This is a genomic window from Paenibacillus sp. J31P13, from assembly GCF_056269295.1.
In genome coordinates this window covers 82,766-109,250 of record NZ_JBWDNR010000002.1, presented here as the reverse complement: position 1 = coordinate 109,250, position 26,485 = coordinate 82,766, and the positions used below count along the sequence as shown (strand labels likewise).

The following is a 26,485-nucleotide window of genomic DNA, read 5'->3' as shown; positions in this document are numbered from 1 at the left end:
GAAGAGTTAATTTCAATTTATGAAACTAACTCTTCAAGAGCACAAAAAACAGATTGCTTAAACAACCGATCTATGTTATTTTATTTCCAATTAACAGAAAACTCGGACGCAAAGCATGCGCCACTCAATGCAGGAACTCTTCCTGCTTGAGCGGCGCTTTTTTCATTTTCAACAACTTGGAGGGATATTATTTGAATGAAATATTATTTAAAGATTCTTATACACGTTGGCTATCCGGACACATTGGAAGACGCAAGGGAGAAGCGCATCGAAGACTAAAAGAGGGACATGGTCATGCCGAACAAATGATGCTCCGACATATTTGGTGGCCATCCTTCGGACACTTTCAGCATTTGCATCCAGAATACGAAATACAGGACTTTAACGAGGGATATCGTTATTTGGATTTTGCATATATTCGTTCACATGTAAAAATCGCAATTGAAGTTGATGGGTATGGTACGCATTTGCGAAATATTTCGCGCAAACAATTTTGTGACCAGTGGATTCGTCAAATGCATTTGACAAATGATAATTGGATTGTAATCCGTATAGGATATGATGACATTGAGCAACGTCCTCGACTATGGCAACAACTCCTCCAACAGATGATGGGGAGATTATTTGGTAATACCGGTTCGTTTGACGATTTGCACGTCTATGAACGTGAAATAATGCGTCTAGCCTCACGATTGGAACGCCCGTTTAAGCTCGCTGATATCAAAACAAGTTTGAATTGCTGTCACAATACAGCAAGACAGCATATTCGTAACCTTGAGAAAAATGAATGGATTAAGTCTGTAAAAGGAGGGGCTGTTCGCACTCACTCTTGGGGCTTAGAAGCATCAAAGCGTTCCTTTATCCATTAGGCAGCTCTGGAGCACGAAAGTGTATTTTTTAATTTCATATTCTGATACTAACTTACAAAACAAGCAGCTTAAATCAACTTTAATTTCAATAAATGAAATTAACAAAAGAAACTAACCCATTATTTAGCCAATACGATGCTCATTATTTCAATTTTTGAAACTAAGCTCTTAAATGATGGCAAATCCACCTTATTAGCTTCAAAATATAATACTAAAGCTGTTTAACATCAAATATGATTGAATTTTAATAATAGGTTACTTTCAATGGTTACTTGCAATAATCAAAATCCAGCATATTTCATGTATTAGTTACCTAAAAACCGCGAGTTACCTGTAGTCCGATGAGTTCATCTAGTTTCTATATAAGTTTCTGTAGTCAACCGAGATCATCTAGTTTCTAGGATCATTAAGTTACTTTTACTCTGCTTATAGCTCCAGTATCATGGCTAGTGATTGGTTGGAGTTTATTAGTTTAGCTTGTTGAGTAAGATGCTTTCAGCGGACTACAGTTACTTTTACCCTGCTTATATAGCCCCAATGTCATCGCTAGTGATTGAATGAAGATTATAAGATTAGCTTGTGGAGTAACTTATTTCGAAACAATATATTTTCAGCGGACTGCAGGTAGCTGTTTGTTAAATAAAAAAAGTTCATGGCAATCAATCTTAATCAAACCTCACCCTATTCAACGCAAAAAAAAAGCCGCTCCTCAACAATCAACTACCCTGTTGACTGATTGTTTAGAAGCGGCTTTCAGACTGTCATTTTATTTAACGATTGCGATGGCAAGTCCATCATAGCCCGGCAGCACCGTGCTCATCAGGCGATCATCCGAAGCGATTGTTTCATTAAAGGAACGCACGGCGCGAACGGACGGACCAGCCTTCGCTGGATCTGTCGTTCTCCCCCGCAGCAAAATATTATCGCCTACAATAATTGCTCCTGGCTCAGCAAGCTCGATTGCATGCTCCAAATAAACGGGATAACCTTCCTTATCAGCATCGATGAAGAAAAAGTCGAATTTACGTCCCGTCTCCTTGAGCTCCGCCATGCTTTGCCTTGCATCTCCAACCATATACTCTACCTTGTCACCAAGTCCAGCAGCATCCATATGAACCTGTGCTAGATCCGCATACTTCTGCAGCAGCTCAAGTGAAAGCAAGCTTCCACCAGCTTTTAAGCCGCGTGCCAAGCATATTCCGCTATATCCGCCAAGCGCCCCGATTTCCATTATCTGCTTTGCGCCAGTCATCGTCACGAGCATTGTAAGAAGTCTGCCATAGCCGTCAGCTACCGAAATATCAGGCATCCCATTGGCTGCTATTCCCTCTTTTGTATGCTCAAGATCGGTATCTTTTCCATAAAGTGAATCCACATATTGTTCATCCGTCAACATTTTTCTACTCTCTCCAATTATACAGTTTGTAAAAACAACCTAGTTTGTCCTATACTTGATTGTATGTTTTTGTTCGTAAGGATACAAGTTACTGATTCCAATACGGCGTTTCTAAGTCGTAAAGTATAAATGAAAAGAGAGTGTAACATGGAAAAATTACAGCTAATCGCAACTGCTCCTATGGGGCTTGAGGCGGTTGTCGCACGTGAGCTGAAAGATTTGGGCTATTCGGATTTGCAGGTAGAGAACGGTCGTGTAAATTTTACAGGCGGTCCTATCGATATTTGCCGGACCAACCTCTGGCTGCGCACAGCGGGTAGAGTTCTTATCAAAATGGGAGAATTCCCAGCTACTACATTTGAAGAGTTATTTGAAGGCACGAAGGCGCTGGACTGGCCGACATGGATTCCGAACGACGGAGAGTTCCCTGTTAATGGCCGCTCGCAAAAATCACAACTAACCAGCGTCCCTGCTTGTCAAAGCATCGTGAAGAAAGCTGTTGTTGATAAAATGACCCAGCGCTACGGCACAGAATGGTTTCCAGAGAACGGCGGACGGTACGTTATCGAAGTAACGCTAATGAATGACCGCGCTATGCTAACACTGGATACAACAGGCGATGGCTTGCATAAACGCGGATATCGCAAAGTAGCAACGGAAGCGCCAATTCGTGAAACGATGGCAGCCGCACTTATTCAGCTTAGCCGCTGGCGTCCGGAAAGACCGCTCTATGATCCATTTTGCGGATCAGGAACGATATTAATTGAAGCAGCGATGATTGCATGGAATATTGCACCAGGACTTCGCCGAAGCTTTAATAGTGAGGGCTGGCCGCTTATTCCAAATGAACTGTGGGATGAAGCGCGTGACGAGGCTTTCGATCTTGTGAAGGATGATATTCCCTTACAAATCGCAGGCTCGGATATTGATCCCGGCGCTATCGAAATTGCAGAAGCAGCTATCAAAAAAGCCGGCTTCGGCAAAGACATTAAGCTGTCGGTTCAACCTGTTGCAAAAGTAAAGCTACAAGGTGATTACGGCGTCATTATTACGAATCCCCCTTATGGTGAACGTCTTGGGGATGACGTACAAGCGGAAGCTGCACTGCGTCAATTCGGATTAACCGCACTTCACTATCCAACATGGTCTTACTTTGCGATCAGTCCGACAACAACGATTGAAACCTATTTTGGCAAACCAGCAGATAAGAAACGCAAACTATTTAATGGACGTATTGAATGTAATTACTTCCAATTTTTCGGCCCGCTTCCTCCACGTGGGGATCGGAGCTAAGTAAGAAAGAAGGACCTTTTTATTATGCTATCCCATCCAAATACACGGATACGGCGCATTATGAGTACGATTTTGTTATGGTTGGAGCGTTACAAGGCAATTGATTTGGTTTTGTTCATCCTTGTGATGCTCCTCAAGCTATATCTATTTTCCAAGTTTCTGAATGTACTTAACATGCCTATGAACGCTATCGACGCTATGATAGAAGTGGGCTCGCTATTGCTCATTAGCTTTTGGACAATTTGGCTGCCTGCGCGAGGTCGGATTATTTCTCTGATCGTTTTAAATGTGATCGTATCTTTTGTGCTCTATGCCGATCTCATTTATTTTCGGTACTTTCAGGATTTAATTTCTGTACCCGTGCTTCTTCAGATCAGTCAAGTCGAATCATTAGGCGGAAGTATCGAGACGCTGCTCCATCTTAAAGACATTGTCTTCTTTATTGATTGGCTTCTTATTATTCCGTTTGCATTCTATGTCATTTGGCGTGGACGCGGTGATTTAAGAGATGCTAACTCCTATCGGAGACGTACTGCCTTTTGGAAAAAAGCAACTGCTCGAATCATTTTAAGTGTCGTTATATTCTCCGTTGGGTCAACGCTCGTATTCGCAAATGTGAATCATGCTAATCGTACTTGGGCGTTAGGTGTTTTTGTCGGCAACTGGTGGAATGTATCCATCTATAATGTTACAGGAGCGCTTGGGTTTCATGGTTATGACGTTTATCGTTATGCGAAGCAGCACTGGCTTGATGCCGAGACTGTTACCGCTGAGCAAAAGTCAGATGCCAAAGAATGGATGAATGAACGAGGCGACAAAAGAAAAGCGCTGGAGCAGGATGCCCTGTTCGGTGCCTATAAGGGAAGCAACGTTCTCATGATTCAGCTTGAAGCTTTCCAAAGCTTTGTTATTCATCAATCTATTGGCGGACAGGAAATAACGCCGAATTTTAATAAGCTTACGAAGGAAAGCGCGTATTTCAGCTCATTTTCTCATCAAACCGCCCAAGGAAGAACATCCGATGCTGATTTTGCAGCCAGCTGCTCCATGCAGCCTGTTGCGAATGGCTCCGTCTTCGTCCAATATGCGCCTAATGAATTCGATTGCATGTCGAATACGCTGAAAAAAAATGATTATTCCACATCTGTCTTCCACGCCTATGAGGGCGGCTTTTGGAATCGAAATATTATGTATAAAAATATGGAATTTGATAACTTTTACAGCTTGAAGCATTTTACGATGGATGAAAAAATCGGCTGGGCAGTTAGCGACAAATCCTTTTTCCGACAGTCGCTGGATGTGATCTCTGAGCAGAAGCAGCCCTTCTACTCTTTCTTGATTACGCTATCCAGTCATCATCCTTATACAATGCCGGAAAGCGAGCAGACCCTTAATGTCGGTGAGCTAGATGGTACGCTTATGGGCGATTACCTGCAAGCTATACATTATGTTGACGCTGCTCTTGGTGAGCTAGTTGACCGAATGAAAGCCGAAGGATTATGGGATAACACCATCCTAGTCGCTTATGGCGATCACGATAATTCGATCAAGGATTGGTCGTTGTTCGAGACGTTTTTTGACAAGCCATTAAATGAACTCGAGCGAGCTCTTATTTTGAAGCAAGTGCCTTTACTCGTTCATCTTCCAAAAGATGAGCATGCGGGAACCTATACTAATGTTGGCGGACAGCTCGATGTTACACCAACCGTCATGCATTTGCTGGGCATTTCCACAGCCGATCAGTATTTGCTTGGCATGCCGCTGCTAACCGAACAGAAACAAGAGGGCAAGATGGTCGTGCTTAGGAACGGCGCCTGGACAGACGGCACCGTCTACTACATGCCTTCCAGTGACGGCATTGCCGAAAACGGGAAGTGCTGGAATATTGCAGCGAATGAGCTCGGCGATATGAATGCCTGCATGGGTGCGGTCGAAGATGCACGCACCGAGCTTAATATGTCTGATCAAATCGTGATGAATGATTTGATCGCTGTCTTTAGAGAGCAGGAGGCAACGGAAGCTCGCGTCGATGCAACAGAAAACGATAAGTTCGCAGCAATTAGCGGTGAGTAACTGCTTATAGTACTGCCGTGATGAAATGTGAAATACAACCTCAACTCATGAGACTGCCTGTTTATAGGCAGTCTTTTTTCCCATAGGAGCAACAACTTGGGTCGACAGGGGTCAACTGCCATTTCTGAACGCTGGGGCATTAAAAAGGGATGCACCCCCAATCACAGGGGTGCATCCCTTGCATTAACTATTTCCCGTGCTGTGCTAACCAATCAAGCACTTCATCAATGTTCTTAACGGGAACGATATTTAGGTCAGGAGCCCCGCTTCTAGCCGCTTGTTCTAATTCAGCCGGTACGAAAAACACATCGGCATCTGTTCGACTTATTGCATAAGCCTTCTGCTTAATGCCCCCAATGAGCCCAATAGAACCATCTTCTTCAATGGTTCCAGTACCAGCTACCTTCACGCCATGTGTAACTCCGCCTGGTGTCAGCTGGTCTATGTAAGCAAGCGTAAGCATAGCTCCATGTGAAGGACCGCCTATATGAGCCATATAGTAGCTATAAGCGATGCTGCGTGGTATATCCATATGAACATCCGTTTGAATGGAGATGCCGAATATAGCGCGTTCTGGCGCGTCTGATGACGCCGCCGTCTTGATCTCGATCTCCTTCTCAGCACCGCTGCGACTTAAAGTGAGGTTGACCACCTGACCCGGCTTAACCGATTGGTCCATGTAGGCCATCATATCGCCGATCGAACGAATCGTATGTCCATCCATCTTCTCAATAAGATCTCCAGCCTCAAGCTTCTTATCTGCTGGACTATCTTTCACAATAGCCACTACCCTCACGCCGTTAGGCGTTATACCTTCCCCAATTCCAGCCTTCTGCATGGCTAAGGCGGCAGCAACACTATTAGCGTCTGTTTTCATTTGAACGACCTGAGTATAGGTCTCAGTAAGCGGAGGCTGATTCTCCGGTATCTTCTCGAAGGAGTAAAGCGCATGAGGAAACAGCTTGGCATACAGCCAATCAGCCGTTACCGCCGGTCGATCAAATACAAGCACACCGTTTACCATTCCTCCGCTTTGACCTCCCTCAACATGTGCGTAACGATTCAAATTCATCGTCATCCCGGGATACAGCACCTGATAGCCAGTGGGACACAGAAAAACCAATAACAATATGACAGATACAGCCAAAAGGGACCCGCTTTTCCACGGTAAACGACTAAGTCGTCTTCCTCCTCTGGCGGTATGCATTAAACCTCCATCCGCTCTTATTTGTATGCGGACTAGGATTTCACTAAGGAGCATATCAACGAATAAAAGCGGAATCGCTGCCACGCAAATAATCAGCAGAAGCATAAGCTTCTGTGGTGCAAACAGTATCAACCCTGCTCCAATCAGCCCTAGTACGACTATAAGCAATCGAATAAACTGCAGCAGCACATGCATGAACCCTCGCTTGCCCCAATGTATAATGATACCAACTACAGCACCGACAGCGAAGCTTAACGGAACAAGTGCTACGCCGTAAAATAAACGATCAATCATTTCTATCCATTGCATACCACCCGCGGTACGCAGCGGAGCCGGCAGCCAAATGAGTTCCGCCGCAATCAAGCAAATCAAAGAGATAGCTAGTCCAGTTATATAGTATCGTGCAGGCTTCAACATCTGTTCTTCCTCCTAGGCATGGTTACGGTGTTGCAGCATCAGGTGCGGGACAAAAGAAAGACCCCACGATCAAATCGCTGGGCCTTTATTTCATTTGTAAATATTGTCCTTGCTCCGTTTCAATGCCCCTATCTCTCAGCTCGCCTCTTTCAATATCGTGAATCCGTTCCAGCCATTGCGATGGAAGTTGATTCATGCGGCGAGCGCGATCCAGTAGCCCAGCATATTGTCCACAATTATCATAGCCGCCTAGCTTACGAACGACTTCAATATATTCGACGACAAGCGCTCTTGCATCCGATGTATGGTAGCCGTAATCCGCAACAAGCGCTTCAACAATTCCACGCTCATATAAGCTTAGCCTGATCCCTGTTTTTACTTTCATGATATATCCACCTGCTTCCTGAATAGATATGGTAGCCAACAAGCTTTACATGTGATTCCCATTGTTCTGAGCAGAAAACAACCTGATTCCCAAGACGAAGAGAATCCAGCTTCCGACCTTTGCGCGATACGGTGATCTGTTCATAAAACCATTGCTCATCTTTATTTAATTGTACCCCTTTATGTACGATTTTTCCAGTGTCATTGTCCGCCATCGGACCTATGATGATATCTGGATGCGCCTTACAAGGATCATTTCCTTTCGTGGCCGCCTTGCGATGGGCATATATAAATGCCGCCCATGCTGGTGAATCCGATAGAAACAGCAAGGGCTCCACATGCTCGGGAACAGATGTCATCTCAATGACAAGAACACAAGGACGACCTCCGTCCCAAGACTCCTTCGCTGCCTTATGTGACCATTTCCGCGCCTGTGCAATAGATATCGTCGTATAAAAGCCCTCGCCAAAATCTTTGCCTGGCCGCCAATATGGTGAGTTCAGCAGCTTTTGCTCAAATGATCCCACGGTGTCGCTAGTTGTGCCATGATAAAGCAGCTGCGGCGTCGTAATATCCAAACAATCTCTCCCTCTTTTCTTAAACGAAAACCCAACGAGCAGTTTAGTCGTTGGGTCTAGTTGTGATTTATCGTATGGAAGTAGTCAATTCGATCATTTTTTTACAAAAGGAAGAGCCTTCTCAATCGCTTCTTCTTCAGTTGCCGCTTTTATATAACGGCCGTTAACGAAAACGAAGGCATAGCGGGCACATGGCCCGCAATAGGATTTACACCCAACCTTTATTTCTGCACCAGGCACTAGCGTTTGCAGCCTGGAGACAGTCGTCTTCATTTTCATATGCTTGCATTTATCACATACTCTTATATCATTTGCCATCATTCATCGTCCTATTCCAGCATGCTAGTCAAGAAGCTTAGTGATCGCCGTGGTTACCTTTTGTTGGATTTGTTACAGCGAAACCTTCTTCAGGCACATAAAAATAATCAATGCGGACACCGTCTAGAAGCTCATTGTCCTTCTCCAAAATCACGTCGATGCCTTTGTCCGTTTTTACAACAACGTCCTTGTCAGTAGGCTCGTCCACTCCCATTCCATAATGAGCGTGATCGCCATGGGAATGAGTAATATAGACACGTAATAATTTACCTTTATTTTCCTCTTTGTCCAGCTCTACTTGGATCATTTTTGCAGCATTTTTTGAAATTTTGCAATTCATCGTTTTCCAGCTCCTCTTAATTGTATGCCAAAGGCTACTATCATGATTTTATAATTATATTATACTTGCTCTCCATTCTACGGGCAAACCACTGAGCGAGCAGCATCGTAACCCCAATATCATCAATAGGGAGAAACGGGATTGGCAGCACATCTGGCAAAACCCAATAGAGTATTACAGGCACTAAAAAAAGCAGCTTATCAAACAGTGAAATCTTCTTCGATCTAAGAAGTTGAAAAATACGGGTAAATGTCCCTCGCCAGTGGCGCAGCGATAACCATTTTCGCATCAGATATCCCACCTTTGCTGACCTTTACCCCTTATTATATCACAAGCGTACATCATTTACTTGCCCTATACAAACGGTAGTAAACAAACCTTCCCGTTAGAGACGAAGCGCCTCAAGAAGCAATGGCTGAAGCTCAACATATATGCGATCAAACTGGCTCATTGGCAGCGGATTTTCACCATAGCCCGCTTCAACAGTGAATCCAGGTTTGCGAAACTGCTGAATAAACCAATCTTTGTAACCAGCATCACTGCCTGTCAGCTTCACCGGTTGATAGCCGCTTACCTGCCCCAGCTTCCAAGCCATTTGTTCCGCTTCTACCGGCTCATAATTTCGATAATTCCAATAGATCTCTCTGCCTTGCGTATGCAAGGCTACAACGGCATCGAAAGGGATTCTTTCCGTAAAGCGTGCCATTGCGAGCGCTTCCGGTTCGCTAAGCGGATATGGACCTGGATAATCGCGAGGACCTGGTCCAGCAATTCCGCGGCGCTTGCACTCCTCTTCCCAATGTGCCGGGAATTGATCATTCAAATCAACGCCTCTAATATTTCCTTTCCATCCGCTGAACTGTTCGGAGCCGCCATTCCATTCCAGCAATTGTCGATACCAAGGATGCGATGGCTGCGCTCCGTATTGTGCAAGCTCAACACCATCTGGATTGACCATTGGAACCGCCCAAAGCGTCACTTCTCTGCAAAGCCCTTCGACCTGTTGGCCGCAAATGGGTTCGCCGCTGCTAAAGGCTGCCGACAAATCCCCAACAAAGCGCATGAGCAAGGCAGAGGTAATCCACTCGTTAGCGTGGAAGGCTCCATTCATATGAATCAGACGTGGACCGGTACCGCAGCGCAACGCGATCAGCGGCTTTTCCATAACGCTTTGTCCTATCACATGGGCCGATAGAAATGAATATCTTCCACCCAGCTGCCTTACGCCTTCCACCAAATCAAGGTAGCCGTATGTTTGTAAAGGATACATGAAACATCGCCCCCAGCTTTTCACATTTATTGTTATCATGGTATGCGGATTGGACTATGTCCTATGAGGCTAACGGGGAATAACAAAAAAAAGCCGCGCCATTATGGCGCAGCTTCCATTCGGTGTGGACTATCTTCAAAAAATACTTGGCACCTGCCATACAACAGGCGTTAGCTCGATTTGCTCACCCAACCATTGCTGAGCAATAGACTTAAACATTTCAGGCTCACCGCTGCAAAAGAATTGATGAACGGGTACAAATTCTTCACGCGCAAGCTTTCCTTCCAGCTGTAAAATCCCACTTATTTCACGTGCGGTCTCATCTGCTGAGCTGATTAAACTTACCCCGGATCCCATAACCTCTGATATCGTTTCCGCAAGAAACGGATAATGTGTACAGCCTAGTATGAGTGTATCGATGGGATAGCTTCTTAAGTGCCCGATCGATTCCCACACCGTCTTATAGGTTTGCTCCGAACGAAAGTTTCCCTTTTCCACTAGCGGTACGAAATTTGGGCAAGCCTCGCTTACCACTTGAACATGAGGAGTCAGCTTTCTTAGCGCTTCCTCGTATGCTCTGCTCTTTATCGTTCCTTCTGTGCCTATAACGCCGACACATCCTGTGACCGTTCGTCCTATCGCTGCTCTCGCTCCAGGATTAATGACCCCTGCAACTGGCACAGATACTCTGGAGCGTATATCATCAAGCGCCACTGCAGTAGCCGTATTACATGCTATAACAATCATTTTCGGTTGATACTGAATTAAGTAATCTACAATTTCTCTCGTGAATTTCATAACCTCATCGGAGGATCGCGGACCGTAAGGTGTTCTTGCCGTATCTCCGAAATAAATAACTTTTTCACGCGGTAGTTGGCGCATAATTTCCTTGGCAACCGTTAGGCCGCCTACGCCAGAATCTAGTATCGCAATCGGTTGCTGCACAAACACACCGCTTTCCTAAACAAAGTGTAATATACGAAGACAGAATAGCATATGAATACAGCCAAAAAAACGTACCTACATCTTAACGCAAATGGGTACAAGGTTAAAAGATCTTTTTTCCGCTCGCCATGCTGTACGGCCTGAATGTGAATATTCTCTATCCTCATCTGTTTAATTCGCCTAAGAACGGGTAAATATCTATTACCGATGAATGCAATCTGAATAGCGGCTCGCCGCTTAAATCGAAGATGCAAAATCATTGCTGTAGACTACGCTTATTATTCATACATAAAAAGGAGTGGGGCCAAATGTTCAAAGAATCCATCTATCATTCATCCGATCAAAAATGGGCATATGCTTATGATCGCGACAGCTTTCATCTAAGGCTCCGTACAAAGAAAAACGATGTGGAAGAGGCTTTTGCCGTTACCGGCGACAAATACGATTGGGATCATTATCAGATTGATGCCAAAATGGAGAAAATTGCGGCAGACAACTTATTCGATTATTGGGAAGCTGTTATCCGTCCGGAACAGAAACGATTTTCTTACGCATTCCGTGTTCGAAGCGGCGACGAAACCTTGTGGGTCATCGAAGACGGCATTTTTGAAGAACAGCCTCATCCAGCCGGCGGATATTTTGAAGTGCCGTATATTCATGAGATTGATCTATTTGAGGCACCTGAATGGGCAAAAAATGCTATCTTCTATCAGATCATGCCCGATCGCTTCGCCAATGGTGATCCAAGCAATGATCCAGAGTCGGTCCAGCCTTGGGGCGAGCAGCCAAGCGGTGAATCTCATTTCGGCGGAGATTTGCAGGGTATCCTCGATCACATCGATCATTTATCCGATTTGGGTGTGAATGCAATCTACATGACACCGCTTTTCACGGCTCCTTCTAACCATAAATATGATACGGTCGACTATAAGCAAATTGATCCTCAATTTGGAGATATTGAACTCCTTAAGAAGGTTGTCAAAGCTTGCCATGACCGTGAAATACGCGTCGTACTAGATGCTGTATTTAATCATACGAGCGAGCAATTCCCACCGTTCCAGGATGTGCTGAAAAACGGCGAGAATTCTAAATACAAGGATTGGTTCCATCTGAACGGATTTCCCGTTGAAGTGAAGGACGGGGTTGCCAATTACGCTACCTTCGGCTTTTTCGGGAACATGCCTAAGCTGAACACCGCTAACTCTGAGGTCAAGAAATATTTGCTTGATATCGCCGTTTATTGGATCAAGGAAGCCGACATAGACGGATGGCGTCTCGATGTAGCCAATGAAGTCGACCATCACTTCTGGAGGGATTTCCGCACTGTTGTTAAAGCCGAGAAGTCTGATGCTTTTATTATCGGTGAAGTATGGGGCAATTCCCTTAACTGGCTGCAGGGAGATCAGTTCGATTCTTCGATGAATTATCCGTTTACGAATCAAGTTTTCCAATTCTTCTCTTCATCCGAGGGGAAGGGCTCTGATTTTGCTGATGAGATTAATAAATTGCTTATGAGGTATCCTCAGCAAGCAAATGAGGCATTATTTAATCTACTGTCCAGTCATGATACTCCGCGAGCGTTAACGAGAATGGGCGGCAATAAGCAGCGTTTGAAGCAAGCAGTCGTCTTCATGTTCACGTCCATGGGCGTACCTTGTATCTATTACGGTGATGAGATAGGGATGGATGGTGATAACGATCCTGACTGCCGGAAATGCATGGAATGGGATCAGGATAAACAGGATCGAGAACTCCTTGATTTCTATAAAATACTTATCTCGCTCCGCAAGGAGCATGTTGCCCTTCGGGATGGTCGATTCCGCTTCCTGCATGGCGATAATGAAAAGGGTACGATTATTTTCGAACGCTTAAATGGAGCGCAGCATTTTACAGTGTGGATGAACAACACGGAGGAAACGCTCACCCTCTCGCATCCAATGAAAGCAGAAGGTTGGCATGACGCTATAACTGGCGAAGAAGTAAGCACATCAGAGGATCAGCTGCTTATTGAGCTGGAGCCACTGGGTTTCCGTATTTTATGCAGAGATATCTAGTAATAAGCAAAGGGCTCCTTCTCCATTTCATAATGGAGGAGGAGCCCTTTTATCTATTTCAAAGCTGACTATACAACTCTTCATACTGCTTAGCCGATTGTCCCCAGCTATAATCGCCTTTAAGCGCCTTCTGAACCAAACGCTCCCGATGAAGGGGGTCTGACCATATACGCAGAGCACGGCGTATCGTGTACAGCATGTCATCACTATTATACGAAGCAAAGGAAAAGCCATTTCCTTCGCCTGCCATTTCATTGTAGCTTTGTACCGTGTCCTTCAGCCCGCCAACCTCTCGCACGATTGGCAAGCTGCCATAACGCAGAGCTAGCAGCTGACTAATTCCGCAAGGCTCGAACAATGAAGGCATTAGAAACAAATCGGAAGCTGCATAAATTCGGCGTGCGAGACCATCATCGAAACCGATCCAACTAATCAGTTTACCGTGGTTGCGCCCCTCTGCTTCCCGAAATGCATGTTCCATCTCTTCGTCTCCCGATCCAAGCAGCACAACCTGTACATTTTCACTCTGAAGCAGCTCATCTATTTTATCAAGCACCAAATGAAGCCCTTTCTGCTCGACTAGTCTGCCAACTAGACCGATTAATGGGATCTCAGAACTCACTTGAAGACCCAATTCCTCTTGCAGAGCGAGCTTGTTCTCCTCTTTTTTCTCTAAGCTAGTTCTAAACGGAACGGCAAGCTGATGATCCTTACTCGGATCATAGGAGCTTGCATCTATGCCATTCACGATGCCGATAAGCCGATCACCCTTACTGCGAAGCACTCCATCCATCGCATAGCCGAACTGAGGCGTACAAATCTCTCCGGCATAGGAAGGACTTACTGTAGTCACACGATCCGCTAGTTGAATGCCTGCCTTCATGAAGCTGACTTGACCATAGAACTCCACAGCATCTGGTGTAAACAACCACTCCGGCAATCCGAATAAATCACCCAAGGACTCATAGGGATAATTGCCTTGGTACTGCAAGTTATGTATGGTATACACGGTCCTGATCGCTCCATAGGCAGCATCATTCCAATAGTGATGTTTCAGCAGCGCTGGAATCATGCCTGTATGCCAATCATGACAATGAATAACGTCCGGATAGAAGTCGATAACCGGTAAGGCTTCTAATACTGCACGGCAAAAGAAAGCAAACCTTTCGCCATCATCCCCAAAGCCGTAAGCAGAACCTCTTTTAAAATATTGCTCATTATCGAGAAAATAATAGGTAATGCCGTAAAGCTTTAACTCCTTTACCCCACAATAAGCATTTCTCCAGCCTACAGGTACGCTAATTTCTGCAATAAGTGTCATCTTATTCTTGTAACGCTGCGGAATTGCTGAGTAATCTGGCATCATTACACGCACATCCAAGCCTCGATCGCATAATGCACCGGGCAATGAACCCATTACATCAGCCAATCCTCCTGTTTTTAGGAACGGGGCACATTCTGCAGCAGAAAATAATACTTTCATGTCTTCCACCCCTTATTTTTTCTTGATCCGAGTTTTTTTCTCACGCTTCAAAATAACGACAGACAGGGGCGGCAGCGGCAGTTCAATACTGTTGCGCTTTCCATGCCATAGCTTGCGCTCAGACTGGATGATTCTTCCCTCTTTCAGTTGCTCCGCTTCATATCCATTTCCTCCGAAGGATGAATCATCACTATTAAGCAGCACCCCATAACCGCCCTCGCTTGGCACACCGATTCGATATGCCGCATGCGCTTTTTCATGGAAATTACATAAGACAATAAGCGCTTCAGCATTTATTTTCGATTTCCGGCGATAAGCTACAACACTCTGATTCGTATCTGCGTGGTCCACCCACTCAAAACCGATATGCTCATGATCCTGCTGCCATAATGATTTCTCTGCAAGGTAGAGGTGATTAAGCTTCTTGGTGTACTTCTGCATGTCATGATGCTTCTCATAGCCAAGCACCATCCAATCAAGCTCGCCTTCATCCTTCCACTCGTCAAATTGACCGAACTCGCCGCCCATAAACAGCAGTTTTTTTCCTGGGTGTGTCATCATGTAACCATAAAGCAGCCTTAAGCCAGCAAATTTCTGCTCATAGGTCCCCGGCATTTTATTGAGAAGCGATTTCTTTCCGTGCACGACCTCATCATGGGACAGCGGCAGCAGATGATTCTCTTGGAAGGCGTACCAAATAGGGAAAGTAAGCAGATTATGATGATGCTTCCGCTCGTGAAACGGTCGTTCCATATAGGCAAGCGTATCATTCATCCAGCCCATATTCCATTTATAGTTAAATCCAAGACCTTTGCTTTCCACAGAGGCAGTGACACCGGGAAAAGCATGTGATTCCTCGGCCATCATGAGCGCATTCGGGTAATGCTGAAATACGATTTTATTCAAGTCCCTTAAGAAGCCCATCGCCTCCAGGTTCTCTCTTCCCCCGTATATATTTGGGCGCCATGCTCCAGCTGGTTTATCAAAATCATGATAGAGCATGCTCGAAACTGCATCGACTCTTAAACCGTCAATATGATATTTTTCCATCCAAAAAATAGCATTGGAAATAAGAAAGCTTCGTACTTCAGGCTTGCTATAGTCAAATGCCAGTGTGCCCCATAACGGCTTCTCAGCGATAAGAGGATCCTCGTGCTCAAATACAGCAGAGCCATCAAACCGCCTTAAACCGTGCGCATCCTTGGCAAAATGACCAGGCACCCAATCCAATATGACCCCAATACCCCTCTGATGGCAACGATCAACGAACAGCATAAATTGCTCAGGTGCGCCATAACGGCTTGTTACTGCATAATAACCGGTCGCCTGATAGCCCCAAGACCGATCATAGGGATGCTCGGTTATGGGCAGCAATTCAATGTGCGTGTAACCCATATCACACACATAATCAATTAGCTCCTCTGATAATTGCTCATAGGTAGCAAACTCGCCATCCGGCTTCTTTTTCCAAGTACCTAGATGTACTTCATAGATATTAATCGGACGATTATAGGGCAGGCGTCTTTTACGAATCCAATCCCCATCATTCCAGCTATAGCCATCAATTGACTTTACAACTGAGGCAGTATGCGGACGAACTTCAGAATAGAATGCATACGGATCGGCTTTCAGCAGCTTTTCCCCATTTTGCGAAATGATTTCATATTTATATAAGTCGCCTTCATGAAGATCAGCTATAAATCCTGACCATATGCCCTTTTGATCTATTTTATGTAAAGGATGATTTTCTCCATTCCATCCATTCCTATCTAAGGCAATTCGCACCTCCAACGCTTCAGGAGCCCATACGGTAAATCGAACGCCTTTCATTTCTCCATTTCTTTCTATATGTGAACCCATAACACGATAGCTATGCGGTCCGATGCCATTTATAAATTGCAACATATCCTCTGATTTTAGTACATCCAATGCCAATGTAATCCCCCGCTTCAAGCTTTTGTATTTTTGGAATGCAAATAAGGCTCAAAGTGTCTATTAACCAAAAAATAGAGTTTTGACACATCGGTTTCAAACGTCTTTCTAAGGGTTAATGAACATATACAAAGAAAATGACACTATAATCCGCAAAGACGGATAGGAGGCCTATAAATTGAAAAACACAACTAATGAATGTATCGCAATGTTGCTCGCCGGAGGAGAAGGCCGACGCTTATCGCCGTTAACTGGCCAAATCGCTAAGCCCGTTGTCCCTTTTGGTGATCGCTTTCGGATGATTGATTTTCCATTAAATAACTGTGTACATTCTAACATAAATAAAATTGGCGTACTCACACAATATTGCGCGGACAGCGTTCATAATTACATAAATGAGGATCAATCATCGCTGCTTACATCGAGTGCCTCATGCGAGATTACGATGCTTCCCTCCTCTAACAAATGCAAGGATGGCTATGCGGGAACAGCAGATGCTATTTATCAAAATATAGATTATATTGATCAACATGCGCCCGAGCATGTGCTCATTTTATCCGGCGATCATATTTATCAAATGGACTACCGTCCTATGCTGGAATTTCATAAGTCGAGCGGTGCTCCTGCGACAATTGCCGTTAAGAAAGTGGCATGGCGTGAAGCAAGCCGATTCGGCATTTTGAATACAGATGATCAATATAGAATAAAATCCTTTGTGGAGAAGCCCGCGAAGCCGCAAAGTAATTTAGCATCTATGGGTATTTATTTATTCCGCTGGAGTGAGCTAAAAAAACATCTTATCGAAGATGCAGCGAACCCGCAATCCACTCATGATTTCGGCAAAGATATTATTCCAGCTTTTCTTGCGGCTCAAGCTAATATGGTTGCCTATCCTTATGAAGGGTATTGGCGCGATGTCGGTACAATCGATAGCTTATGGGAAGCGAACATGGATTTGCTAGACGGTGAGCTGAAGCTGACTAACTACGGTAAAAAAGCGGAACGCCCCATTGGAAACAGACCTGCTCTCGGGAAGTCTAGAGCCAGATTGAAAAATGAAATTATTGATTCTATTCTTCATCCAGCGTGCACAGTAGAAGCGCAAGTGGAGCGCTCCATTGTCTGCTCAGACGTTACAATCGGTATGAACAGTGAAATTCATGAGAGTATTATTATGCCTGGAGCTAGAATCGGCAGAAATGTAAATATTCATCGTGCCATAATCGGAGAAGGGGCAATCATAGAGGATGGGGCAGTCATTGGCAAACTGAATGATGAAATTTGTGTAGTAGGACATGGCGAAGTCATTAGAACAAAATCTAGAGCAATATTAGATTATAATATGGAGCCGCTTGGCACTTTTACAAATACCGTAACGGATCGTGAACACAGCAATATTATTTATTAATTTAAATGTCCAAAAAATAGGAAGGCTTCGTGTTTGAGCTATGTTTTGCTCAATTCACGAAGCCTTCTATTTCTTGCTCATTTGTATGTTTAAATGATAATAGATGTATCTTCCTTGGATGCCGCAGCTTCAGTCTCTTCCGCATCAACCGTACTAACTGCCGTCGCTTCCAATTCATTTTCTTCAGCGGCAACTGCAATAAGAGCGGTTGAATCCGAAATTCCTGCCGTTGTTTCTGATCCTTTGTTTCTGTTTCTTACATTGATTACAACTTGCTTTGTTCTATCAGCGATTTGAATCGCTTGCCCGCTGATTTGTTTGGCAATTCGTCCTGTCGTATCGCCAACCTGACTGGCAACCTTCACAGTCTGATCACTAACCTTTTGAGCGCCAACAGAAATATCCCCGCGAAGCTCTTTACCACTCTTCGGCGCAAGCAAAAGCGCTGCAACCGAGCCGATGACACCTCCAGCTAGAGTTCCCAGTAAAAAACCTTTCGTATCATTACGTTTTGACATTGTAATTGCTCCCTTCGTTCTTTGCGTGCCCTTCGTCTCATACCTTTGATTTGAATTACGATTCGTTAGCGGTCTGTGCATCTTCGGCAGACGATGTTGCCTTTCGGCTAGTTTGCCACAGCTGCCAAGCAGCCATTCCTAGCTCCGCCCATTCAAGCGCTTCACCAACTTGCCGCTTGGTCTCATGCCGCTTTGCATGAAGCTCTGCTGACTCTGATAACACAGATGTTACTTGTTCAACTGCTGATGTCGTATGTGCAATTGCCCCTCCGACCTGACCAGCTGCCTGGAATAATCTACTTGCGGCTTCCAACTGACGATGTGCCGCACGTACCGCTTCCTCTGTCGGCTGAATAAGTCCGCTAAGCTCCGCTGCAAGCTTTTGCAAATCGCGCTGCATGACATCTGCTGAAGCTTGCACATGCCCCAGCTTGACAATCGCTGAACGCAATGCAAACAATATGCCAACTACTAGAACTACAAACGCTCCTGTTGCAATTGCCGCGCTCCACGTCATGACCATATCCGCTTCCCTCCTCATCCATCATTGGTAAGGCAATACCTATGCTCAACTAGACGAATGCCCACTTGCTTAATGACAGTATAAGCAGCATGGGCTCGTCTTGACACAATGGAATGGAAAACGAAACTATTTTGAAATTTCCCGACTTTAACAAATACAAAAAAAGCCGTCTCAGCAAATCTGGATAGATTTACTGAGACGACTCTTTATAAGAGTTGGTCTTTTATTCAACCGATGCGATATGATAACTGCATTTGCCTCCGCCCTTTGACAGACACTCCGTCCGTTCAATAGGTACTTCCAGCAAATCCCTAAAAAGGTTCAGCTCACATTGACATGCCTGCTGATACTTACCTGCAACCTGCGTTATTGGACAATTATATTCATTCAGCAAGAAGCTGCCGTCGCTTTGCGCTTCAACATCAACCATATAACCGCCAGCATTCTGTATAACAGCCAGTTCGGCTACCTTCTCTTCCAGGCTCTTACCGATCATTCGCGGTGCATAGCGCTCAAGCAGCTTCGTCTTGCGTCCTTCAAACATACGATCAATAAGCGCTGCAGTGTCAGGGTCATCAGCCAGCTCATCGAGTAAATCCAATGCAAGCAAGTGATAGTTTTTTGGAAACAAATCATCCGCTTGAACAGTCAGCTCATAAGCATGGAGAGGTCGGCCCATCGCTTGTCTGACAGATACGATACTGACACTTCCTTCTTTCTCCAAAGCATACATATGTCTGCGAATGGCCATTTCCGTTAACTGCAGCTCGCTGGACAAATCGCCAGCACTCAATCTGCCGTTCGTCTTAAGCAGCATTAATATACGCTCACGCGTCGTCCCGTCTCCTCGAGACTCTGAGGCAATAGCATCTGTTTGCATTGTTCCGCTTCGCTTCAACCCTTCACCCCCCTACAGGCTTGATAGCGTCATTGTAACGTATTTTGTTGTTTTCGTAAATTAACAAACTTTCCCGAATGAATTACAGCTCACGATCCAAGTAGCCCTCAACTTCTTGCTTAAATAAAGGCAAGAGCGTCGAAAGTTTATCGGTAAGCGGATGGAGTTCTCTTCGGTTCCATGTAAAATAATCTTGAACAAGCGGCTTTCTAAGCTTGACTAGCTCCGTAAGCACAGGAAGCATGTCCGCTGAAAAGGCGCCTGCCTCACATGAAATTTCAATAATATCCTCGTAGCTGCTCGCATCTCGCAAAATAAAGCCGTCAATTAGATAACTGCCAACATCGGTTACTGTCTCAATGGACAAATGGAGTGCTCTTTCCTGAGCAAGACCTTCCAACACACTGCCATTCCAATCCGCTGCAAGCGTATGCAGCACCGATGCAATCTCAACAATAGACTCTAACCTTACAGCAATTTGTTCACGATTCACAAAATACATAAATCAGTCGCCCACTTTCAGCCTTGCTTCTTTTTTTTTGCTTTTAATTTCAACCAAGCTACCATGATAACACTGCTAAAAATGATAACAAGTAAATAAGTCAATAATTCGTATACATCTCTCATTTTGTTACCTCTTAGCTTTCAAAGTCAACGCAAACAGAAGCTTCACGCACTTGAGACATATGCTCGATTACTTTTTTATGAACAGGATGTACCTGATAAATATCCAATGCTTCCATGGATTCGAATTTTGTTATAAGTGCAATATCATATGAACGCTCCGAATGTAGAACATCGATGCCGACCTCGATCGATTTCAACACTTCGATTTTACCTTCCATATCCTTTAGGACCTGGGCAGTTTGCGCAACACTCTCTGGACTTCCATCCTTCAATTTAAAAAAAACGATATGAGTAATCATTCGTATTTCCTCCTCTGATTTCATCGCATGAGTTTCTTCCTTTTGTCACATAATACCCTAAGCAGTTGCATTACGGCAATCTTTAACGTAAAGGGGTCTGGAACGTTATGCGCTATCCTGTCACTATTGTAGCTACACTAATCGGAGTTGCAATCAGCTTATTTAATTACACGGGCTATGACCCGCACAATTTCGTGTTTTTTATGCTTAGCATTCCTGCGTGGATTGTCGATTTGTTTGTTGATGTACATGAGGTAAGCGTGCTTTTTATGTATGTGCTTACCATTATTAGCTGGGGCTTGCTCGGATTTATTGCCGATGTGCTTATTGCACGCGATCGCGAACGTGATTATAAACGCGGCGCAATCAAATAATCTCAACAAAAAGGAGCCTCTCGGCTCCTTTCGCTTTTCTCATCCGTCTTATGCGGCTTCAACAATCAACTTAGATTCCATTGTTGTATGTCCTTGACCACATGGGATGGAACAATAAATTCTATACTCCCCAGGCTCAGTGAACTCCAAATCCGTTTCCGGATGATCGTTGTCCAATACGACATTCAACTCGTCAATATGAGCGCCATGAATACCTAGTTTGTTTTCAAGCTTCATTTTTACTTTGTCACCGACTTTAACGGTGTACACTTCCTCATTAAACTTAAAAGAACTCGATGAAGCAACTAGCTTGACTAATACAGTTCCTTCTGGCAACGAGGCTGACTCGTCAACTGGCTTAGCCGGCAAGGCGAATGCGAGCAAATATACGCCCAACAACGACGCCGCAGTAAATAAAGTAAACATAATCCACTTGTGCATAGCTACATACTCCCCCTTGCGATTATAATGTCTACCTCTTATATTACATAACATCGTCCGAAGTTCTCAACCTTAAACTACAGAAACAGGAAAATTTTTTTTCTTTTTTTGACAAAACCATGAACAATTTCGTAATTAGCTGGACAAATACACTTTTAACACTCGCTCCGACTCCGCTTTAACAAATCCCCACAGCATAAAAAAACGATGATGGTAGCCTCGGCAAACATATCCGGCATCCAATCCATCCGCTTCTCGCTTCTCTTCATATACTTTAATGCCAGTCTCCCGAAATCTCCTTCTTATCGCAGCAAGATCGAGCAGCACTCGATCCTGTATCCCGCGCAGCATCGATTCATAAAAACGAGGAAGCTTGGTAGCTGAAGTACCGATCACACGAATATCATGATCCAAAATACGCATAACGATACCTAACAGCACATATCGCTTCACCAGCTCAAGCTCGTCCTCGGTCTGGATCGGAGGATGCGAGGGTGTTCTCACAGCACCGCGAGCCCCTTCCACTTTTTCGATCATTCCCATCCCTCCAAACAAGAACACCTGTTCCTATTATAGCGAGGATTCATTATTTTATGCAAGTGGAATTGCCATTTGTCAAAAGTTACTTTTTATCTTTGAGCACTTCGATTATTTTGCGCAGCCGCTCCGGCAACGGTAAACCGATTCGTCCATAGTTTTCCGTAATTGAAATCAATTCATTCGCAATGTAAAAATAAATAGCGGCACCCATTGTCATGTTTTCAACTTCTAAGAGTATATCAATGCGATGCGCAAGCAATATAACAAGCAGGGTCAAGCCCTTCCGCGCCAAGCCCCATGAGCCGAACACGCTATTCAGTCCTTTTTTTTCTTTAATGGATGCTGCTACTCCCGTAAAATAATCAATACCCATCGCAACAATTAAAAAGGTTAGAGGCTCTTCCCAACTGCCAAAAGCGAATGTAATAGAAGCTCCAACAATCCCGCATAACGAACACAACCATACTAGTTGCATAATCCATCACATCACTTTCTTATAGAATTACATTACTATATGCTAGAGATTTTAGGTTGTCCCTTAGCGGCAATGGAATTGAACCTCATTCTATAAAAAAGACTCCTATCAGCATGATAGGAGTCTAGCGGCAGAAGCCTAACATTCTTCTGCATATATGAATACTTTTAAATCACGCGACCGAATCAGGTTCATTCGAAAACTGACTATTGTATAGATCAGCATAGAATCCGCCAGCGGCCAGCAATTCATCATGGCTGCCCTTTTCAATGACATCGCCATGATTCATAACGAGAATCGTATCCGCATCCTTGATCGTAGATAGTCTATGAGCGATGACGAAGCTTGTTCGTCCTTCCATTAATTTGCCCATCGCTTTCTGAATCTGAGCTTCGGTACGAGTATCAACACTGCTCGTCGCCTCATCAAGAATAAGAATTGCGGGATCTGCAAGTATAGCTCTCGCAATGGTCAGCAGCTGTTTTTGTCCCTGTGAAATGTTCGATGCTTCCTCATTCAGTACGGTATCATAGCCATCTGGCAATGTTCGTATAAAATGATCGGCATGTGCAGCTTGCGCTGCTTCAATAATTTCCGCTTCGCTTGCCCCTTCACGACCATAAGCGATATTATCTCTTATTGTGCCATTGAAGAGCCATGTATCCTGCAGCACCATACCAAACAGTTTACGCAAATCGCTTCTGCGCAGCTCCGTAATGTTCACCCCGTCAATCGTAATACTGCCTTCTCCAATTTCATAGAAGCGCATTAACAAATTAACTAAAGTGGTTTTGCCTGCACCAGTCGGACCCACGATGGCAACCATTTGACCTTGCTGTACATCAATATTCATATCCGTAATAAGAGTTGTATCCTCTTTATAGCCGAACCTTACATGCTGGAATCGAACATTGCCCTTTGGAGATGCTATGACAGCTGCATCCTTTCCACTCCGCTCCTCAGCTTCTTCCTTCTCATCCAGCAGCTCAAACACTCGTTCCGCCGAGGCAATCGTGGATTGAATAATGTTTGCGATATTGGCTGTCTGCGTCAATGGCTGTGAAAATTGCCGCGCATATTGTATGAACGCTTGAATATCTCCGATCTTTATCGCTTGACGAGTGACGAGAATTCCGCCGACGACGCTAATCAATACATAGCCGATATTGCCTATGAATCCCATTAAGGGCATCATAATACCGGTTATGAACTGGGCTTTACGTCCGGAATGATAGAGACGATCGTTAATTTCGTCAAATGCAGCAACTGATTTCCCTTCATGACCAAATGCTTTCACGATTTTATGGCCTGTGTACATTTCTTCTACATGACCGTTTAATTTCCCAAGCTCAGCTTGCTGTGACTTAAAATATCCCTGTGACCGTGAGGCAACAGCTTTAATAACAAAGAAGCTAAGTGGAAGCGTTACGAGCAAAATAACAGTCAATAGCGGACTGATCGTCAGCATCATGATAATCACGCCAAGCAAGGTAACAATTGAAGTAATCAGCTGTGTTAAGCTTTGCTGCAGCGTATTGCTGATATTATCTACATCGTTAACGGTTCTGCTTAATATTTCTCCGTGCGCACGCGAATCGAAGAAGGAAAGCGGCAGCTTTGCAAGCTTATTATTCACTTCATTGCGAAGCTCATAAACCGTTTTTTGCGCTACGCCCGCCATTACGAACTGCTGTACATAAGAAAATAGCGAACTGAGAACATACAAGCCTATCAAAATCAGTACAATTCGCAAAATAGCATCAAAATGAACTCCATCGCCAACGATGCCTTCATATATTTCAGTCGTAGCATTCCCCATCAGTTTCGGACTAACAATGGAGAAGACCGTACTTAGTACCGCCATAAGAACAACGAAAATCAGCTTTGTCCTATGCGGCTTTAAGTAAGCCAGCAAGCGGCGAAGCGTCCCCTTAAAATCCTTTGCTTTCTGCACCGGCCTCCCAAGAGCCCCCATCGGTCCACCGCCCGGAGGACCAAAGCCGCCAGGTCTAGGTCCCATTCCTTGCGGTTTTTTGCCTTGTGAATGCTGGCTCACGCGATCTCCTCCTCTGACAGCTGTGACGACACAATTTCGCGATAAACACTGCAGGACTGCAGGAGCTCGCTGTGTGTGCCAATACCCGCAACCTCTCCTTCATCCAAAACAATGATTTTATCGGCATGCAGTACTGTACTAACCCTTTGCGCCACGATAATGACAGCGGATTGCTTCGTTTCTTCCTTTAATGCCTCACGCAATAATGCATCAGTCTTCAAATCCAGTGCAGAGAAGCTGTCATCAAAGATATAAATATCTGCCTGCCTCACAAGTGCACGCGCGATAGAGAGCCGTTGCTTCTGCCCGCCGGATATATTTGTTCCACCCTGGGCAATTACCGAATCATAGCCGTCCGGCATCTCAGCAATAAATGATGCTGCTTGTGCGACACTAGCCGCATGACTAACCTCTTCGTCGGAGGCGTCTTCTTTGCCATACCGAATATTATCGCTAATACTGCCCGTAAACAGTACCGCTTGCTGAGGAACATAACCAATCTTTTTCCTGAGGTTTTGTTGCGATAAGTCCCTCACATCAGAGCCGTTAATAAGTATACTCCCTGATTGAATGTCATAAAATCTTGGAATCAGATTAACGAGTGTTGATTTCCCCGAGCCTGTACCGCCTATAATAGCTGTCGTTTCACCACTTCTTGCCGTAAATGAAATTGCTGAAAGTGCTGGCTTTCCTGCACCTGGATAACTAAACGTTACATCTTCAAATACAACTGAAGCACTCTCATCTCTTAGCTCGCCAGCACCGGCATTATCCTGAATATCAGGCTTCATCTCCAGAACCTCATTAATACGAACAGCGGAAACGGATGCCCGAGGCACCATAATGAACATCATCGCTACCATAATCAATGAAAACAAAATCTGCATCGCATATTGAAGAAAAGCCATAAGATCTCCAATTTCCATGTCATTATTGCTAATCCGAATACTGCCGAACCATAAAATGGCGACACTCGATAGATTCAAAATAAGCATCATGATGGGCATCATAAATGCCATAACCTTGTTGACACGTATTGCAGTATCGGTCAAATCCTTATTCGTTGCTTCGAATCGGCGCTGTTCAAAGCCCGTTCGATTAAAAGAACGAATAACACGAATACCAGTCAAACCCTCTCGAAGCACCAAATTAAGCTTGTCTATTTTGATTTGCATTGCTTTGAACAACACGACGCCTTTGGACCCGATAAAGATAATGGTCAAGGCTAAAACAGGAATAACCGCTACGAATATAAGCGATAGCTTTGCATCCTTGGAGACAGCCATAATAATGCCGCCAATACACATCATAGGCGCCATAACCATCATTCGCAGCATCATAATAAGCACCTGCTGCACTTGTGTCACGTCATTAGTGGTTCGTGTAATAAGCGAGGCTGTGCCGATTTTATCAAATTCATGCAAGGAAAAATGCTCAACATGGTTGAAAAGCTTGCTCCGAATCCGTTTGCCAAATCCTGAGGCAATAGCAGAGGAGTAATAGCTGGCTGCAATCGAGAAGATCACACCCGCAGCAGTTATAAGCAGCATCAGTCCGCCTAGCTTCACGATATAGCTCGTATCGCCTTTTATAATACCGATGTTCACAATATCAGCCATCAGCGTTGGCAAATAAAGCTCAGATAACGATTGCAAAAATACGAGCAGGAATACGAAGGCGATCATAATCCAATACGTTTTTAAATCGCGAAATAATTTTAACAGGTGATATCATCTCCGCTCATCATTCATGCTTGCTCTCTTATTT

27 protein-coding genes are annotated in these 26,485 nt (G+C 44.5%); 6 read left to right on the top strand and 21 right to left on the bottom strand.

What is annotated here, in order from left to right; genetic code table 11:
* The first annotated feature begins 191 nt into the window (after nucleotides 1–191).
* Nucleotides 192–869 carry a DNA-binding response regulator gene (locus tag AC0YOD_RS06540; protein ID WP_475798476.1) on the top strand — a complete coding sequence of 226 codons (678 nt, stop codon included), beginning with the start codon at nucleotides 192–194 and terminating at the stop codon, nucleotides 867–869.
* 766 nt (nucleotides 870–1,635) lie between these two features.
* Here the strand turns inward: AC0YOD_RS06540 and AC0YOD_RS06535 are convergent.
* Nucleotides 1,636–2,265, bottom strand: coding sequence for an O-methyltransferase (locus AC0YOD_RS06535; RefSeq protein ID WP_475798475.1), 630 nt, complete (start codon nucleotides 2,263–2,265; stop codon nucleotides 1,636–1,638).
* Nucleotides 2,266–2,412: 147 nt separating this feature from the next.
* Here AC0YOD_RS06535 and AC0YOD_RS06530 point away from each other — a divergent pair, with 147 nt between their 5' ends.
* Nucleotides 2,413–3,558 carry a THUMP domain-containing class I SAM-dependent RNA methyltransferase gene (locus AC0YOD_RS06530; RefSeq protein WP_475798474.1) on the top strand — a complete coding sequence of 382 codons (1,146 nt, stop codon included), beginning with the start codon at nucleotides 2,413–2,415 and terminating at the stop codon, nucleotides 3,556–3,558.
* A gap of 60 nt (nucleotides 3,559–3,618) precedes the next feature.
* Nucleotides 3,619–5,631 carry an LTA synthase family protein gene (locus AC0YOD_RS06525; protein ID WP_475798473.1) on the top strand — a complete coding sequence of 671 codons (2,013 nt, stop codon included), beginning with the start codon at nucleotides 3,619–3,621 and terminating at the stop codon, nucleotides 5,629–5,631.
* Between the two features lie 187 nt (nucleotides 5,632–5,818).
* Here the strand turns inward: AC0YOD_RS06525 and AC0YOD_RS06520 are convergent, their stop codons facing one another.
* From AC0YOD_RS06520 to racE, 8 genes are all read right to left on the bottom strand, one after another.
* Nucleotides 5,819–7,255, bottom strand: a complete 1,437-nt coding sequence (locus AC0YOD_RS06520) for a PDZ domain-containing protein (RefSeq protein WP_475798472.1) — start codon at nucleotides 7,253–7,255, stop codon at nucleotides 5,819–5,821.
* Nucleotides 7,256–7,340: 85 nt separating this feature from the next.
* Nucleotides 7,341–7,640, bottom strand: coding sequence for a hypothetical protein (locus AC0YOD_RS06515; protein ID WP_475798471.1), 300 nt, complete (start codon nucleotides 7,638–7,640; stop codon nucleotides 7,341–7,343).
* The gene (locus tag AC0YOD_RS06510) at nucleotides 7,603–8,217 is read right to left on the bottom strand and encodes a DUF3990 domain-containing protein (RefSeq protein ID WP_475798470.1); all 615 of its coding nucleotides are present in this window, start codon (nucleotides 8,215–8,217) and stop codon (nucleotides 7,603–7,605) included. The genes AC0YOD_RS06515 and AC0YOD_RS06510 overlap by 38 nt, the downstream gene beginning before the upstream one ends.
* A gap of 93 nt (nucleotides 8,218–8,310) precedes the next feature.
* Nucleotides 8,311–8,535: a YuzB family protein gene (locus AC0YOD_RS06505; RefSeq protein ID WP_475798469.1), complete on the bottom strand. Its 225-nt coding sequence runs from the start codon at nucleotides 8,533–8,535 to the stop codon at nucleotides 8,311–8,313.
* A 37-nt stretch (nucleotides 8,536–8,572) separates the two neighbouring features.
* On the bottom strand, nucleotides 8,573–8,875 hold the full coding sequence (locus tag AC0YOD_RS06500; RefSeq protein ID WP_475798468.1) for an iron-sulfur cluster assembly accessory protein: 303 nt from the start codon (nucleotides 8,873–8,875) through the stop codon (nucleotides 8,573–8,575).
* A gap of 40 nt (nucleotides 8,876–8,915) precedes the next feature.
* Entirely contained in the window at nucleotides 8,916–9,164 is a 249-nt protein-coding gene (locus tag AC0YOD_RS06495; RefSeq protein WP_475798467.1) for a hypothetical protein, read from the bottom strand.
* Between the two features lie 96 nt (nucleotides 9,165–9,260).
* The gene (locus tag AC0YOD_RS06490) at nucleotides 9,261–10,145 is read right to left on the bottom strand and encodes a M14 family metallopeptidase (RefSeq protein WP_475798466.1); all 885 of its coding nucleotides are present in this window, start codon (nucleotides 10,143–10,145) and stop codon (nucleotides 9,261–9,263) included.
* Nucleotides 10,146–10,280: 135 nt separating this feature from the next.
* A complete protein-coding gene (gene racE / locus AC0YOD_RS06485; protein ID WP_475798465.1) occupies nucleotides 10,281–11,090 on the bottom strand; it encodes a glutamate racemase in 810 nt (269 codons plus the stop codon).
* 308 nt (nucleotides 11,091–11,398) lie between these two features.
* On the opposite strand from racE, the gene AC0YOD_RS06480 reads away from it, so the two are divergent.
* Nucleotides 11,399–13,144, top strand: coding sequence for an alpha-glycosidase (locus AC0YOD_RS06480; RefSeq protein WP_475798464.1), 1,746 nt, complete (start codon nucleotides 11,399–11,401; stop codon nucleotides 13,142–13,144).
* A 58-nt stretch (nucleotides 13,145–13,202) separates the two neighbouring features.
* Here the strand turns inward: AC0YOD_RS06480 and glgA are convergent, their stop codons facing one another.
* Complete coding sequence (glgA, locus tag AC0YOD_RS06475) at nucleotides 13,203–14,627, bottom strand: glycogen synthase GlgA (protein WP_475798463.1); 1,425 nt, start codon at nucleotides 14,625–14,627, stop codon at nucleotides 13,203–13,205.
* Nucleotides 14,628–14,639: 12 nt separating this feature from the next.
* Nucleotides 14,640–16,568 (bottom strand): 1,4-alpha-glucan branching protein GlgB, encoded by a 1,929-nt coding sequence (glgB, locus tag AC0YOD_RS06470; RefSeq protein ID WP_475799309.1) that lies wholly within the window; start codon nucleotides 16,566–16,568, stop codon nucleotides 14,640–14,642.
* Nucleotides 16,569–16,737: 169 nt separating this feature from the next.
* Between glgB and AC0YOD_RS06465 the strand changes: the two genes are divergently transcribed.
* Nucleotides 16,738–17,967, top strand: a complete 1,230-nt coding sequence (locus AC0YOD_RS06465; protein ID WP_475798462.1) for a sugar phosphate nucleotidyltransferase — start codon at nucleotides 16,738–16,740, stop codon at nucleotides 17,965–17,967.
* Between the two features lie 89 nt (nucleotides 17,968–18,056).
* Here AC0YOD_RS06465 and AC0YOD_RS06460 read toward each other — a convergent pair whose 3' ends face one another.
* From AC0YOD_RS06460 to AC0YOD_RS06440, 5 genes are all read right to left on the bottom strand, one after another.
* Complete coding sequence (locus tag AC0YOD_RS06460) at nucleotides 18,057–18,485, bottom strand: YtxH domain-containing protein (protein WP_475798461.1); 429 nt, start codon at nucleotides 18,483–18,485, stop codon at nucleotides 18,057–18,059.
* A gap of 55 nt (nucleotides 18,486–18,540) precedes the next feature.
* On the bottom strand, nucleotides 18,541–19,008 hold the full coding sequence (locus AC0YOD_RS06455; RefSeq protein WP_475798460.1) for a DUF948 domain-containing protein: 468 nt from the start codon (nucleotides 19,006–19,008) through the stop codon (nucleotides 18,541–18,543).
* 223 nt (nucleotides 19,009–19,231) lie between these two features.
* Nucleotides 19,232–19,906 carry a helix-turn-helix transcriptional regulator gene (locus AC0YOD_RS06450; RefSeq protein ID WP_475798459.1) on the bottom strand — a complete coding sequence of 225 codons (675 nt, stop codon included), beginning with the start codon at nucleotides 19,904–19,906 and terminating at the stop codon, nucleotides 19,232–19,234.
* An 82-nt stretch (nucleotides 19,907–19,988) separates the two neighbouring features.
* Nucleotides 19,989–20,408, bottom strand: coding sequence for a DUF86 domain-containing protein (locus AC0YOD_RS06445; protein ID WP_475798458.1), 420 nt, complete (start codon nucleotides 20,406–20,408; stop codon nucleotides 19,989–19,991).
* A gap of 136 nt (nucleotides 20,409–20,544) precedes the next feature.
* Nucleotides 20,545–20,832, bottom strand: coding sequence for a Dabb family protein (locus tag AC0YOD_RS06440; RefSeq protein WP_475798457.1), 288 nt, complete (start codon nucleotides 20,830–20,832; stop codon nucleotides 20,545–20,547).
* Nucleotides 20,833–20,939: 107 nt separating this feature from the next.
* Here AC0YOD_RS06440 and AC0YOD_RS06435 point away from each other — a divergent pair, with 107 nt between their 5' ends.
* Nucleotides 20,940–21,206, top strand: coding sequence for a hypothetical protein (locus AC0YOD_RS06435; protein ID WP_475798456.1), 267 nt, complete (start codon nucleotides 20,940–20,942; stop codon nucleotides 21,204–21,206).
* Nucleotides 21,207–21,254: 48 nt separating this feature from the next.
* On the opposite strand, the gene AC0YOD_RS06430 is transcribed toward AC0YOD_RS06435, so the two are convergent.
* The 5 genes from AC0YOD_RS06430 to AC0YOD_RS06410 all read right to left on the bottom strand — a co-directional run bounded on the left by AC0YOD_RS06430 (nucleotide 21,255) and on the right by AC0YOD_RS06410 (nucleotide 26,442).
* On the bottom strand, nucleotides 21,255–21,647 hold the full coding sequence (locus AC0YOD_RS06430; protein WP_475798455.1) for a cupredoxin domain-containing protein: 393 nt from the start codon (nucleotides 21,645–21,647) through the stop codon (nucleotides 21,255–21,257).
* A 135-nt stretch (nucleotides 21,648–21,782) separates the two neighbouring features.
* Nucleotides 21,783–22,184, bottom strand: coding sequence for a YhjD family protein (locus AC0YOD_RS06425; RefSeq protein ID WP_475798454.1), 402 nt, complete (start codon nucleotides 22,182–22,184; stop codon nucleotides 21,783–21,785).
* An 85-nt stretch (nucleotides 22,185–22,269) separates the two neighbouring features.
* Nucleotides 22,270–22,662: a phage holin family protein gene (locus tag AC0YOD_RS06420; RefSeq protein WP_475798453.1), complete on the bottom strand. Its 393-nt coding sequence runs from the start codon at nucleotides 22,660–22,662 to the stop codon at nucleotides 22,270–22,272.
* A 172-nt stretch (nucleotides 22,663–22,834) separates the two neighbouring features.
* Nucleotides 22,835–24,718 carry an ABC transporter ATP-binding protein gene (locus AC0YOD_RS06415; protein WP_475798452.1) on the bottom strand — a complete coding sequence of 628 codons (1,884 nt, stop codon included), beginning with the start codon at nucleotides 24,716–24,718 and terminating at the stop codon, nucleotides 22,835–22,837.
* Nucleotides 24,715–26,442 carry an ABC transporter ATP-binding protein gene (locus AC0YOD_RS06410; protein ID WP_475799308.1) on the bottom strand — a complete coding sequence of 576 codons (1,728 nt, stop codon included), beginning with the start codon at nucleotides 26,440–26,442 and terminating at the stop codon, nucleotides 24,715–24,717. Before AC0YOD_RS06410 ends, AC0YOD_RS06415 begins: the two co-directional genes overlap by 4 nt.
* Nucleotides 26,443–26,485: the final 43 nt, after the last annotated feature.